13 protein-coding genes are annotated in these 14,436 nt (G+C 29.5%); 12 read left to right on the top strand and 1 reads right to left on the bottom strand.

Going from position 1 to position 14,436, the window contains the following annotated elements:
- Positions 1-260 precede the first annotated feature (260 nt).
- From IC758_RS16275 to IC758_RS16240, 8 genes are all read left to right on the top strand, one after another.
- Positions 261-1,838, top strand: coding sequence for a PTS transporter subunit EIIC (locus IC758_RS16275; protein ID WP_227830917.1), 1,578 nt, complete (start codon positions 261-263; stop codon positions 1,836-1,838).
- The gene (locus IC758_RS16270) at positions 1,831-3,012 is read left to right on the top strand and encodes a MalY/PatB family protein (protein ID WP_227481990.1); all 1,182 of its coding nucleotides are present in this window, start codon (positions 1,831-1,833) and stop codon (positions 3,010-3,012) included. The genes IC758_RS16275 and IC758_RS16270 overlap by 8 nt, the downstream gene beginning before the upstream one ends.
- 19 nt (positions 3,013-3,031) lie before the next feature.
- On the top strand, positions 3,032-3,631 hold the full coding sequence (locus IC758_RS16265) for a KpsF/GutQ family sugar-phosphate isomerase (protein WP_227481991.1): 600 nt from the start codon (positions 3,032-3,034) through the stop codon (positions 3,629-3,631).
- Between the two features lie 23 nt (positions 3,632-3,654).
- Positions 3,655-4,125 carry a PTS glucose transporter subunit IIA gene (locus IC758_RS16260; protein WP_227481992.1) on the top strand — a complete coding sequence of 157 codons (471 nt, stop codon included), beginning with the start codon at positions 3,655-3,657 and terminating at the stop codon, positions 4,123-4,125.
- A gap of 367 nt (positions 4,126-4,492) precedes the next feature.
- Complete coding sequence (locus IC758_RS16255; protein WP_227433905.1) at positions 4,493-5,239, top strand: DUF2087 domain-containing protein; 747 nt, start codon at positions 4,493-4,495, stop codon at positions 5,237-5,239.
- A 67-nt stretch (positions 5,240-5,306) separates the two neighbouring features.
- Positions 5,307-5,984 (top strand): epoxyqueuosine reductase, encoded by a 678-nt coding sequence (locus IC758_RS16250; RefSeq protein WP_227824376.1) that lies wholly within the window; start codon positions 5,307-5,309, stop codon positions 5,982-5,984.
- Positions 5,985-6,400: 416 nt separating this feature from the next.
- Positions 6,401-7,975 carry a ClC family H(+)/Cl(-) exchange transporter gene (locus IC758_RS16245; RefSeq protein ID WP_227433907.1) on the top strand — a complete coding sequence of 525 codons (1,575 nt, stop codon included), beginning with the start codon at positions 6,401-6,403 and terminating at the stop codon, positions 7,973-7,975.
- Between the two features lie 125 nt (positions 7,976-8,100).
- Complete coding sequence (locus tag IC758_RS16240) at positions 8,101-9,051, top strand: DUF1848 domain-containing protein (protein WP_227860593.1); 951 nt, start codon at positions 8,101-8,103, stop codon at positions 9,049-9,051.
- Positions 9,052-9,429: 378 nt separating this feature from the next.
- Here the strand turns inward: IC758_RS16240 and IC758_RS16235 are convergent, their stop codons facing one another.
- Positions 9,430-10,284 (bottom strand): GRP family sugar transporter, encoded by an 855-nt coding sequence (locus tag IC758_RS16235; protein ID WP_227860592.1) that lies wholly within the window; start codon positions 10,282-10,284, stop codon positions 9,430-9,432.
- Positions 10,285-10,449: 165 nt separating this feature from the next.
- Here IC758_RS16235 and IC758_RS16230 point away from each other — a divergent pair, with 165 nt between their 5' ends.
- Genes IC758_RS16230 through IC758_RS16215 form a run of 4 tightly spaced genes read left to right on the top strand, consistent with a single transcriptional unit; the run spans position 10,450 to position 14,311 of the window.
- The gene (locus IC758_RS16230) at positions 10,450-12,414 is read left to right on the top strand and encodes a BglG family transcription antiterminator (protein ID WP_227433994.1); all 1,965 of its coding nucleotides are present in this window, start codon (positions 10,450-10,452) and stop codon (positions 12,412-12,414) included.
- Positions 12,414-12,872, top strand: coding sequence for a PTS sugar transporter subunit IIA (locus IC758_RS16225; protein WP_227433910.1), 459 nt, complete (start codon positions 12,414-12,416; stop codon positions 12,870-12,872). Before IC758_RS16230 ends, IC758_RS16225 begins: the two co-directional genes overlap by 1 nt.
- A gap of 2 nt (positions 12,873-12,874) precedes the next feature.
- Complete coding sequence (locus tag IC758_RS16220; protein WP_227433911.1) at positions 12,875-13,195, top strand: PTS fructose transporter subunit IIB; 321 nt, start codon at positions 12,875-12,877, stop codon at positions 13,193-13,195.
- Between the two features lie 15 nt (positions 13,196-13,210).
- A complete protein-coding gene (locus IC758_RS16215) occupies positions 13,211-14,311 on the top strand; it encodes a PTS fructose transporter subunit IIC (RefSeq protein WP_227433912.1) in 1,101 nt (366 codons plus the stop codon).
- Positions 14,312-14,436: the final 125 nt, after the last annotated feature.

The following is a 14,436-nucleotide window of genomic DNA, read 5'->3' as shown; positions in this document are numbered from 1 at the left end:
TTTTTTTATTAAATAAACACAATGGATTTTAGGATTGTAACTGGTTGAGCAGGCAAAACCTAAATCATTGAACTTAGTTATTAGATTAAGTTTTTTGATTTAGGTTTTTTTATTAAATACAAACAGTGACTTTTAGGGTTGTAACTGGTTGAGCAGGCAAAACCTAAATCATTGAACTTAGTTATTGGATTAAGTTTTTTGATTTAGGTTTTTCTATAAATTAGATTATGTTTTTTATATAAAAATAGGAGGGTGAAAATATGAAAAAAAATAAGTTAGGTCTATGGAATTTCTTCCAAATGTTAGGAAAAACGTTTATGTTCCCAATAGCATTACTTAGTGTTTCTGGTATGATGCTAGGTCTTGGGGCTGGTTTTACAGATCCTAAGATGATTGCAATGGTTCCATTTCTAGGAAATGAATATGTTAATATGATTTTAAATTTCATGTTAACAATAGGATTATTTGCATTTAATAACTTGGGAGCATTATTTGCAATGGCAATTCCACTAGGATTATTAAAAAAAGAAAAAGAGTTTGGTGCATTTTCAGGTTTAGTAGGATTTATAGCAATGCATATAGGTACAAATTTTTATTTAACAAGAGCTGATTTATTAGTAGCAGCAGACCAAATGTCAACTAATGGTCAAGCCATGATTATGGGTATACAAACATATAACACAAGTGTTTTAGGTGGTATTATAGCAGGTTTAATTGTTTATGCAATGTATGATAAAGTTAGTAATTTGAAAATACCAGAATCACTAGGATTCTATAGTGGACCAAGATTAGTTCCAATTGTTAGTTTAATAGTTATGAGTATTGTGGGATTATTAATACCTATTGTTTGGCCACCATTTTTCAATGCGTTCCAAAGTTTAGGAAGATGGATTTCTTCAGCAGGGCCATTAGGATATTTTTCATATGCAGTAGCTGAAAGGGTTACAATACCATTTGGATTAAACCACCTTGTAACATCTGTATTCCGTTTTACACCAATAGGTGGAACTGCTGTTATTGATGGAGAAACATACTTTGGAACATTGAATATGTTTATGGCATATGTGGAGAATAATCAGATTATACCTCTTGATTTAGCTGGTAAAATGGAGCAAGGTAAATTAATGATTCAATATGGTTTAGCTGGAGCTGCATTAGCTATATATCGTACAGCAAAACCAGAAAATAGAAAAGCACTTAAAGGGCTTTTAATATCAGGAGTGTTGACAGTTATTATAGGTGGAATAAGTGAACCAATAGAGTTTTTATTCTTATTTATCTCACCAGCATTATTTGCTTTCCATACATTTATGAATGGTTTAGCAAACATGGTACTTCCATACTTAGGTGTATTGATGGGATTCACAGGAGATTTAATAGCATTTATAAGTTTTGGAGTCTTGAGAGGAACAGCTACAGGATGGCCAATAGCAGTATTAGTAGCAGCTTTATACTTTGCAATATATTACTTTGTATTTAAATGGGCAATTCTTAAATTTAATATAAAAACTCCAGGACGTGAAGATAAAGAAATAAAAGTTTCTGAAGGAAATGGTTCAGATTTTAAAAATCTATCTACATACAAAGGTCAGCAAATGATAGCAGCGCTAGGAGGGAAATCTAACATACTATCATTAGATAATTGTGTAACTAGATTACGTTTAAAATTACAAGATGTATCACTAATAAATGAAGATGCAATTAAAGAAGCTGGTGGTATAGCAGTTGTTAAATTAGATGAACACACAATTCAAGTAATTATAGGTACTCAAGTGTATTCTTTAAGAAAGCAAATGGATAAGGCGATGGAAGGTCATTTGGAGGAATGTAATGATTAACTTTGATAAAAAAGTAAACCGATTGGGTACATATTGTACCCAATGGGATTATGTAGAAGATAGATTTGGAAAAAAAGGATTACTTCCTTTTACAATATCAGATATGGATTTGGAATTTCCAAATGAGATAACAGAAGTATTGAAAGAAAGATTAAATCATAGAGTATTAGGATATAGCAGATGGAAGCATGATGATTTTAAAGATTCTATCAGAAATTGGTACTCTAAGAGATTTAATTGCAGTATTGATAGCAATTGGATATATTACAGTCCAAGTGTAATGTATTCAATTAGTAAACTCATTGAAATTTTTAGTGATGAAGGAGATGGAGTATTACTAAACACTCCTGCATACAATGCTTTTTATGAAGTAATAGGAAATAACAATCGCAATATTATAAAATCTCCTCTTACAAATAAGAATGGATTTTACTCTATTGATTTTGATGATTTTGAGAAAAAATGTAAAGATTCTAAGATATTTATTTTATGTAATCCTCATAACCCAACAGGTAGGGTGTGGAGTGAATTAGAGCTTATTAAGATTGTAAGGATTTGTAAGGAAAATAATGTAAAAATAATATCAGATGATATACATATGGATATTGTATATGATAGTAAAATGACACCTGTTTTAAATGTGGCAGACAATTATTTGGAGTCTATATTTATTTGTACATCAGCATCTAAGTCTTTTAATATACCAGCATTGACTGGGTCATATGTAATTATACCTAATGAAGAGATAAGAACTAAGTTTGAAAATATAACTAGATATCGTGATTTTGTAAATTCACCAGCTATACTAGCTATTTTGGGAACAATGACTTGTTATAATGACTGTGAATATTGGCTAGATGAGTTACTGAAATACATTAAAGAGAATCTTCAATATACAATTAACTATATAGAAGATAATTTAAGGCCATTAAAGTTGGTTATGCCAGAAGGTTGTTACTTTGCTTGGATTGATTTCTCGGAGCTTAAAATAAGTAGTGAAAAATTCCAAAATCTATTAATAGATATTGGTGAAGTTGCTATTATGGGAGGCAAGGTATATGGAGAAGAAAGTGAGTTTTATTTGAGGTTAAATGTGGCATGTTCAAGAGAAAAACTTGAAGATGGTTTAAATAGAATTAAAAAAACTATAGATTATATTGCAAAAAATATTTAATATAGAAGGGGAGATGATTATGAACTATTTAAAAACAATGGTTGATGTTATGACTACTGAAATGAATGCTATAAAGTGTTTAATAGATGAAGCAGGTATTGAATATGAAAATATAGTTAATGAAATTGCAAATTGTAAAGGTAAAGTGATTTTTATGGGTGTAGGTAAATCTGCACATATAGGTAAAAAATTGGCAGCTACATTTGCAAGTACTGGTACACCAAGTTTTTTTGTACATGCAACAGAGGCAGTACATGGAGATTTAGGAATGATTGAAAGTCGAGATATTACAATTTTAATCTCAAATAGTGGTAATTCTATGGAAGTTGTAAATTGTATAAAATATGTTAAGGCAATAGGTTCTAAAACAATTGCTTTTACCTCAAATAGAAATTCAGTATTGGCAAAGGAGTGCGATTATGCTTTAATATATCCTGCAAAGGGTGAAGCTGACCACTTAAATTTAGCACCAACAACATCATCTACGATTACTTTGGTTTTAGGAGATTCTATTGCATGTGCATTATCTAAAAACAGTAATTTTGACTCAGCTGATTTTTATAAATATCATCCAGGAGGAAGTTTAGGTGAAAAACTAAAGGCAGCTAATAATGGTTAAAAGTAAAAAGGAGAGTATATTTTATGTTTAAAATGTTTAAGAAAAAATCAATAAAATCACCAATATCAGGAAAGGTAATAGAGTTATCTAAAATACCAGATGCTGTATTTTCTCAAAAACTTATGGGCGAAGGTGTAGCTATAGATTCTACAGGTGATATTGTTTATGCTCCATATAATGGTAAGGTGGCAGTTTTAGCAGAAACTAAACATGCACTTGTTATAGAATTAGAAAATGGAATGGAACTTCTTATTCATGTTGGTTTAGATACTGTAAACTTAAAAGGTGAAGGATTTGAAGCATTAGTAAGTGTAGGAGACCAAGTAAAAGAGGGGACACCAATGTTAAAAATTGACCGTTCATTAATTGAATCAAATGGTATCTCACTTATTACTCCAGTTACAATAACTAATCATTCGGAGTACAATATGAATACATATAATGTAGGTAATAATGTAGAGGGTGGAAAAGATACTGTAATTGAGTTTAAATAAAAAGTATAAAATAAAAGATTACTGTCTATAAACTTATGTTGTACAATGTAAATTTAATATAAATATGTTAGATAAAAAGGGACTTACTTGATTTTAAATTGAGTAGTTCCTTTTATTTTATGTAATTAGTTTTACACTTTTTTATGTAATTAGTTTTATACTCTTCTCTTTGTATATAAGAATAGCTAATTATAAATAATAATTGTTCAAATAGAGATTTAAATATATTGTTTTGAGATACATTATAATTTAAACGGTGTATAATATATGAACTTCATAAACTTAAAATAGAAATGTTGACAATGATAATAAACTTTAGTAATATATGTTTATTGAAATAATAAACCATATACTGGAGGTGAATAATATGAAGATTGAAAATCTTTCTATTAAAGATATCAAAAAAGGTTATATATTCAATGCAGATTTAAATTGTTATAGTTGCATTATTTGTGGAAAAACGTATGAAGTAGGAGAAATATACAGAGTTGGTGACAGATTTTTTGAAGCATCAAGAGCTATTGAATTGCATACAGAATTAAAACATGGTAACTATTTGGAACAATTGGTCAATAATGATTCAAAGTACAATACATTAACAGATAATCAAAAACAATTATTTAAATTATTTATTAGTGATTTATCAGATAAAGAAATTGCAAAAGAGCTTGGTGTATCTACTTCTACAATACGTCATCAAAAATTTATGTTTAGAGAAAAAGCAAAACAAGCTAAGCTATACTTGGCTTTATATGAATCTGTATTTGAAGATAAATCTAATAGAGATAGTATTATAATACCAATCCACGAACATGCCAAAATGGTAGATGAGAGATACGTAGTAACTGAAGAAGAAAGAAAACACATTTTAGAAACATCATTTGAAAGTATGAATCCTCTAAAATTAAAAGCTTTTTCATCAAAAGAAAAGAAAAAAGTTGTTATTTTGTCTAAAATTTTAGAACAATTTGAGCAAGGAAAGCAATATTCAGAAAAAGAAGTTAATCAAATTTTAGAGTCTATATATTATGATTTTGCAACGATTAGAAGATATTTAATTGAATATGGTTTTATGAGTAGAAATAAAGAATGTACAAAGTATTGGTTAACATAATAAAAAGCCAAAACCTATCAGTATATAAAGCTATTTCTTGCTTGATTAGCTGTGAAAGGAGTTAAAAATGAATGATGAGTTGAAATCTATTTTGTACAATGAAGGTGTAGACATTATTCGTTTTGTTGATATATCTGAATTTCCAATAAATCAAACACTAGGCTTTTCTAAGGCGATTTTATTTTGTATAGGATTATCAAAGAAGTTTATTAAAGATATATATAATAATTTACCTACAGACAGAGATGAGTTTTTGGAAAAAGAGGAAAAGGTGGAAAAACTAGCTGATTGGATTTCTGAATATCTTCAAAAAAAAGGTTATAGTGCTTATGCTCAATCAGAAAAAAATAATATAGAACACAGATACATTGAAAGAGGATATATTGACCCTAAGATGCAATCAGGTATTAGCCCTTTACCACATAAGACAATAGCGAATATTAGTGGTATTGGATTCATGGGGAAAAATAATTTATTTATCACTGAGGAATTTGGATGTGCTTTTAGCATGTGTACAGTACTTACGGATGCACCAATTTCTGTTGAAAAGCATCCTTTGATTGCTTCAAAATGTGGTGATTGCAGTGTTTGTGTAGAAAAATGCCCTGCAAAAGCTATACATGGAAATGCTTGGACTTTTCAAGGGGGAAGAGAGTCTATAATCGATATTTCTAAATGTTTTTGTGTTTTAAAATGTATGGTAAATTGCCAATGGTCATTGAAATATGCAAATCAAAAACTATAATCTAGATATGAGATAGATATTTTTATTGTATTTTAGCTTTCTTAAAAAAATAAGCTTATAGGGTGCTTGATAATTGCACCCTTTTTAATATTATTAAATATAATAATTTAGACTGATGTTAATGATAGTCTGAATTAGGATTAATATTATCATGTTTTTTATCAAAGTCAAGAATAAAGTAAAAATAAAATAATATGTCCTTCTTTATTTTTCTAAAAATGTATTGTATTATTGATTCAGTGGTAAATACGATGAAATTAAGTTGGATAACAATAATTATTCAGTATTTACATTACATTATAAGTTGGTTATGTATATCAAACATAGAAGAAAAGTAACATATGATTTTGTGTGAAATGAACTAAAAAATATATTTATTCATATTACACCGAATTATGGAGTGGAGGAGAAAGATTATGAAAAAAGATACATCTCATGTAATTAAGCGGGCCGAGCGATTTCAGGTCATTTTGATTGGAGAAGGGCTTCTTGTAGGCGCTATAGCTGGTTTGATTGTACTTTTATATAGGATACTTTTGGGGCAGGCTGGTATCTGGCTTAACCAAATATTAAATTTTGCAAAAGGTTCAACTGTGAAAACAGCAGTTTGGTTTGCAGTGCTTGCACTGCTTGCGTGGATTGTATCAAGGCTAGTAAATTGGGAGCCAATGATTTCAGGTAGTGGTATTCCTCAGCTAGAAGGAGAGATGACAGGGAAAATCAAGCAAGTATGGTGGCGTGTGTTGCCAGCCAAATTTGTTGGAGGATTCTTATCGCTTATGGGTGGTCTTGCCTTGGGAAGAGAAGGACCTTCTATACAGCTTGGTGCTATGGCAGGAAAGGGTATTTCCAGAGCTCTTGATAGAGGAAAGACAGAGGAAAAGTTCTTGCTTACTTGTGGGGCAAGTGCAGGATTATCAGCAGCCTTTCATGCACCACTGGCAGGTGTCATGTTTTCACTGGAAGAAATACATAAAAACTTTTCAGTGTCTGTTTTGATTTCTGTGATGACAGCATCTCTAACAGCGGACTATATATCAGCTAATTTTCTAGGAATGGAATCAGTGTTCCAGTTTGATATTGGAAATGTGTTACCACAGAGTTATTATTGGTTGATACTGATTTTAGGTGTTGTGCTTGGCGTTATGGGGGCATTTTATAATTGGTTTACCTTATTTGTTCAGTCTTTATATAAAAAGATTCCCAAAATAGGTACATTTGGAAAAATATTGATTCCATTTTTTATGGCTGGTATTTTGGGTCTTTTGATGCCTGAGGTGCTTGGAAGTGGGCATAATCTGGTGGAAGCACTAACAAGCCATGAATATTTGTTGGGAATGGTAGTTTTGATTTTTGTCATCCGTTTTGTATTTTCGGCTGTTAGTTTTGGGTCTGGTGCGCCAGGAGGAATCTTCTTCCCGCTACTTGTTTTAGGAGCCTTTATTGGGGGAATGTTCGGAATGGTAGGTGTACAGTTTTTTGGAATGAACTTAGACTATGTCAATAATTTTATACTTCTGGCTATGGCAGGGTATTTTACTGCCATTGTACGTGCGCCTTTGACTGGAATTATATTGATTTTTGAAATGACAGGTTCTGTCAGCCAGATGCTTTCCCTATCCGTTATTTCAATTGTGGCGTATATTGTGGCTACACTTCTGAAATCTAAGCCGATTTATGAAAGTCTTCTGGAGAGATTACTTGAGAAAAATGGAGAACCTGTTCATAGAGAGAGGGGAGAGAAAATACTAGATCAGTTTTCCATTATGTTTGGTTCTCCTGTTGCTAACAAAGCAATTCAGGATATTCAATGGCCAGAAAATTGTCTTTTGGTAGCCATTCAAAGAGGAGGAGAAGAAATTATTCCAAAAGGAAAAACAATTCTTAAGGCAAGTGATATAATTGTTACCATGACAGATGAGAGAGACAGTAGTGTTGTGTATGATAAAATGGAAAAACTTTGCAAAGAAAATACATCATATATTGTCTAGGGATAATAAGCTATAAAAAAGATGTTTTCTGTGTGAATGAAAACTAGTAAATAATGTGTGTGTAGAATGTGGTCTGGACAATTCTAAGAGTGATATCAGCTATACTTTTAGATGGAGGTTAAATTATGATAGTAAGTGTAAGTAGAAGAACTGATATACCTGCTTTTTATAGTAAGTGGTTTTTTAACAGACTTAAAGAGGGTTTTGTGTATGTTGTTAATCCGATGAATCCAAAACAAGTCAGTAAGATAGAGTTAAATCCACATACTGTTGATTGCTTTATATTTTGGACAAAAGATGCAACTCCAATGATATGTGATTTGAACAAATTAAAAGACTACAAATATTATTTTCACTATACTATAACTCCATATGGTAAAGATGTAGAAACACGAATTTTAGATAAAAAGAAGATAATAGAGTCATTTAAAGAATTGTCTAAAAGCATAGGAAAAGAAAGAGTAATTTTGAGATATGACCCAATTTTTCTAAATGAAAAGTATAACTTAGATTATCATATAAAAGCATTTGAGAGATTATGTAGTCAACTTAATAGATTTACAGAAAAATGTATAATAAGTTTTATAGATTTATACAAGAAAACAAAAGTTAATACAAAGTCATTACATATAAAACCTATACAAATTAAAGAAATAGAAATATTGTCGAAGGAACTTTTTAGAATATCTAATAAGTATAATATAACACTTGAAATATGTTGTGATGAATATAATTTAAGTAAGTTTGGCATTGGAAAAAGTAAATGTATTGATGATAAGTTAATATCAAAGATTATAGGTAGTGAAGTGAAAGTCAAAAAGGATGATACACAAAGGGATATTTGTGGATGTGTTAAGAGTATTGATATAGGGCAGTACAATACTTGTAGACATTATTGTTTATATTGTTATGCTAATTTTAATTATACACGAGTAGAAGAAAATTGTAGACTATATAATGAAGAAAATAGAGTACTTGTAGGTGCTATAAGAGAAGATGCAAAAATAACTGTTAGAAATATGAAGACTATTAAAATAGATAAAAACAATAATAATCAGATTAGTATATTTGATTAAAAGTAAATATAAAATGGTTACTACTTTAATATGTTGAAAAAATATATAAAAAAGTAAATGTAAAATAAACACTATTTTAATGTGTTAAAAAAATATAAAATTGTAATAATAGAACAAGTATAAATAGATATTTTCTATAAGATAATAATTACTATAAAATGTATGGGGTTATGACAATGCTCTAGAGAGAAGCAATTCAGTAATTGTACTGTTTAGCTTCTCTCTTTTAATATTTATTACTATTTATGGTTTTATTAAGATTCATCCATAAGTGATAAATTAGTGGCAATATAGACTCTTAATTATAGCTAAATCAGTGATAAACACAGTATTTTAGAGGATAATCAATTTTTCATTTTAATTTATATAAATAAATATCTATTTTATTGTGCTTAACATAAAAACACCAAACATGATTAATATTATTCCAAGAAAAATAGCAAGCCACTCTCTTTTATTTTTCTTTTCTTTAAAGAAGATAATTCCTCCTAAAGTAGCTACTATAACACAACTCTGAGAAATAGAAAAACTTATCGTAACTCCCAAAGTATTGGTTGTAATAAACATACCTAAATTTGCTATTGACCACAATACTCCAGTAATTAGATTAAATAAAACATTTTCCTTATGTAAAGTCTCTCTAGAAAAATACTTAACAATAATTGATGCAGTTATTAACATCCCAACAGATTGAGGCAATATAATTCTATATCCTTCAATTGAAAATATTTGATTAGCTACAACATATAGTGCTAAAAACAAGGATGATAATAATGTAACTCCAATACATTTCAACATATTGCTATTAGTAGATTTTTTTGTTTGATAATTTGTGAGAAGTATACCTATTATTATACATAAGATTGATAAGGTGCCAATCAAAAACATTTTAGAACTAGTCCATTCATTAAATAAGATTGCAGCTAGTAAAGTTGTAAAAGTTAATTGTGAACCATTTGAAATTGGCATTACTTTAGATACACTAGCAATTTGAATTGCTTTAAACTGCATTAACTGACCTAAACTCCAAAATATCCCAGAAATCATACTCACGCAAAATGAAAAAAATGTAATCTCAGGATGCATAACTAAAGTTATTATAGTGGAAAATATAAACGCACTTATAGAGGTACCTAAAAGTTGTTCGTAGGGAGAACTTTTTTTGAGGTTTGCAGCTATGGGCATTAATCCCCACCCTATTACAGGAAGTAATGCAATAATTATTGTCAGCATTAAATTATTTCCTTTCATATTAAATTTAGACAGTTTTTAATTTATCATCTAAAATTAAAGTATTCAATACATAAAAATTACCGTATTTAATCAGGAAATATTAGTAGTTTTGTAGAAAAACATTTTCCATTAAAATAAAAACAAAGGGAAGGAGTAAGTTTGAAAATGTTAACTGATATGATTCAAAATCGTGAAATTAGAATAATAAAGTTTTTATTAAAAGAAGGTCATACAACTGTTAAAGCAATAGCAGATGATTTAGATGTTTCAGAAAAAACAGTTTCAAAATCTCTCAAAGAAGTAGAAATAGTACTTAAAAAGATAGGTCTTTCTTTAGTGAGAAAACCTAAAATAGGTGTTTATATTGAAGGAGATTTAAGAAAAATACTTCCTTACCTAGATAATAAAGGAAGTCAAATTCCTACAACAAGAGAGGAGAGAGTTATATATATATACTCAATTTTGTTAAAAAGTAATGATTATATTACTATACAACAACTTTCTGAAGAATTATATATAAGTCGAGGAACAATTGAAAGAGATTTAGCTGAGGTTGAAAAATTACTAAAAAGTGAAGGAGTTTCTATATATAAGAAACCTAGTAAAGGAATTAAATTGAATATAAGTGAAAGAGACAAAAGACAGCTTACTGCTAAGTTTATACATAAATTTTGGAGTAGAAATTGGTATATTAAGCAAGAACAAGAAAGTTTTTATCAAGCTTTTGAGAAGATACAAGCAGATGTGAATGGTATCTTTTTTGAGGATGATTTATCTATCATTATTGAGATTCTTAGAACTTTTAGTGAGGAAAGAAAATTTGAGTTTTCTGATTATGAATTTCAATCACTGGTTATTCATTTAGCTATAGCAGTAGAAAGAATTAGAAAAGGTGAATATATAGAAGAAAATTTATATACTAATAAGATAGAAAATAATCAAATGCCAAATACAAATTATCTAGCAAAGCAACTAGAAGAAAAATTTTCAATATTATTGCCAAATTCTGAAATTGGATATATAAATCTGCACTTAGTAGCTGCTGACCAGCATAGAAACACTACTGAACTAAAAAGTAATTCAAGTAAACCTTATGAAGCGAATACAAACAATATCTCAAATCTTCGAGAAATTATCAAAAATACATTGTATAAGACAGCCTATGATAAAGATTTAATTGATGGATTAACTACACATATACATTCGTCGATAAATAGATTGACATATGGTCTTAGTATCAAAAACCCATATGTAAATACAATTAAGCAAAACTTTTCTCTATCATTTGAACAAGCTTTAAACTTGAAAAAAGTAATTGAATTTATATATGATATTCGAATAAATGATGACGAATGTGCTTATATAGCACTACATTTTGAAGCTTTTAGAGAAAGAATGAAAGAACTACCACAAAGCATTAGGGTAATTCTAGTATGTAGTACAGGGTTAGGTTCTTCTAGGTTATTATCTGCAAGGTTAAAAAAATACTTCCCTATGGTAAAGATTGAAAAGATACTTTCTGTCCAAGAATTAGTATCTAGTAAAATTGATGCAGATTTAGTAATCAGTACTATTTATTTAGAATTAGAAACTATTCCAACTATAGTAGTTAGCCCTATTTTAAATGAAAATGATATAAGAACTTTAGAGAAAAACATACAAAATGTTCCAAGAACTACTTCTGGAAAATCTAAATCTTTTAAAAAGTTAATATTTGAGGAAAATATTTTGTTAAATATTGAGGCATCAGATTATGAAGATGTAATTAGATGTATAACAGATAACTTAATAAAAAGAGGTTATGCGAAAGAAGGTATAGCTGAAAGTGCAATTGAAAGAGAAAATTTATCTTACACATCTTTTCAATATATAGCTACACCTCATGCTAATCCTAGTTATATTAAAAAATCTAATATATCTGTTGCAACTTTAAAAAATCCTATTATATGGGGAAATGAAAATGTAGAAGTTGTTTTCTTTATTTCATTAGAAAATGACAAAAATTTGGAGCTTGATGAAATATATGAAGTTTTTTATGACTTCATTGACAATAAAAAAAATATAAATAACATATTAAGTGCAACTTCACCAAAAGAAGTGTACGATTTGCTAATGGAGGAGAATATATAGTGAAAATATCAGATGTATTGAAGGAAGAGCAGATTGTTTTTAATCTTGATGCAACTACCAAGGAAGAAACAATAAAAAAATTAAGTAGTATATTTGTTGAAAATGGGATTGTGGATAATGAAGAAGAATATGTTAAGTCTGTTTTAGAAAGAGAAGAACATGCAACTACAGGTATTGGGAATGGTATTGCTATTCCTCATGGGAAAAGTGATGCTGTTAAGAAATCTTCTATAATATTTGCAAAATCCAAAAATAAAATTGAATGGGAAGCCTTAGATGAAAAACCAGTAGATAGCATTTTCTTGTTGGCTATAAGTAACATTGATAAAGACAGTAACCACCTTGTCTTATTGTCTAAATTGGCAACTAAGTTAATGGATGATGACAATGTGGATGCATTAAAATTAGCTGATTCAGCACAAGAAGTAATTAAAATATTTAATGAGGGAGAAATGTAGAGATGAAAAGAAAAATTATAGCAGTAACAGCATGTGCAACAGGGGTTGCACATACATATATGGCAGCACAAGCATTAAAGAAGGCTTCAAAAAAAATGGGTCATCTTATAAAAGTTGAAACACAAGGAGCAACTGGAATTGACAATGAATTAACTGAAAAAGATGCGCAAATTGCAGAAGTAGTAATATTTGCTGTAGATACTAAAGTTAGAAATGCTGAACGTTTTGAAGGCAAAGAAATATTAGAAGTACCAGTTAATGCACCTATAAAAGATGCAGAAAAGGTAATCAATGATGCACTAAAGTTAATTGACACTAAATAAATGGAGGGAAATATAATGTTAAAAAAGATAGTCTCTGAGTTAAAAAAGCATGTTTTAACAGGAATCTCATATATGATTCCATTAGTAATTGCAGGTGCTATGATAATGGCAATATCTCGTGTAGGGGGTTCTTTATATAATATACCAGATATATGGGACGTTAAATATGCAGAAAGTGCTAGTAGTATTGTTAGATTATTACATGATTTAGATGGTTTTGGAGGCACTGCTTTAGGATTAATGTTTCCTGTAATTGCAGCCTTTATAGGATTTTCTATAGCTGATAAATTAGCTATAGTACCAGGACTTGTTGGAGGTATGATTGCTAAGGATATTGGAGCAGGTTTTTTAGGAGCTTTAGCAGTTGGTTTAATCGCAGGATATACATGTTTATTTATTAAAAATAATGTTAAATTACCAAAGTCAGCAGCTTCAATAGTACCAATATTTATAGTACCAGTATTTGGAACATTAATAACTGTTATATTAATTAATTATGTCATAGGCATTCCTTTTGCAACATTAAATACTGGCTTAGAAAATTGGTTAAATGGATTATCAGGTACAAATCAAATATTGATGGCAGCTATTATTGGAGCAATGATGGCAGTTGACCTAGGTGGGCCAGTTAATAAAGCAGCTTTGACAACATCACTTGCATTATTAACAAGTGGGATTTACGCACCTAATACAGCAGCAATGGTAGGAATTGTTATACCACCACTAGGCTTAGGTCTTGCTACTATATTAGCAAAACAAAAATATAATAAGCAGCTGCGTGAAGCTGGTAAATCATCTCTTATAATGGGGTTGATTGGAGTTAGTGAAGGAGCAATTCCTTTTGCAGTAGAATCTCCATTAAAAGTAATACCATCATGTGTAATTGGTACAGCAATTGCCTCAGCTATGGCAGTTGGATTAGGTTCAGTGAATGCAACTCCAATTAGTGGATTTTATGGATGGTTTACAGTAGAAAACTGGCCAATGTATGTATTATCAATTGCAGTAGGAACAGTAATTGTAGCAGGTTTAGTTATAATATTACGTGGAAATCCAGTTATCGAAGATGATGAATTTGAAGATGATGAATTTGATGAAGCAGAATGGGAATCTTAAAATTCAATAAAAATTTAAGAAAAGTAATAATTTAGGTTTAATATAAATTTTATAGTTAGTATAAGTTTTGAGTATTGTTGAGTCTTGATTACAGCCTAAAAATATTAAAATGAAGAAATAGAGGA

The sequence above is a fragment of the Clostridioides sp. ES-W-0016-02 genome, assembly GCF_020641035.1.
Classification (GTDB): Bacteria; Bacillota; Clostridia; order Peptostreptococcales; family Peptostreptococcaceae; genus Clostridioides.
Note: the sequence above shows the minus strand (reverse complement) of the source record. Positions and strands in the feature narration are given on the sequence as shown.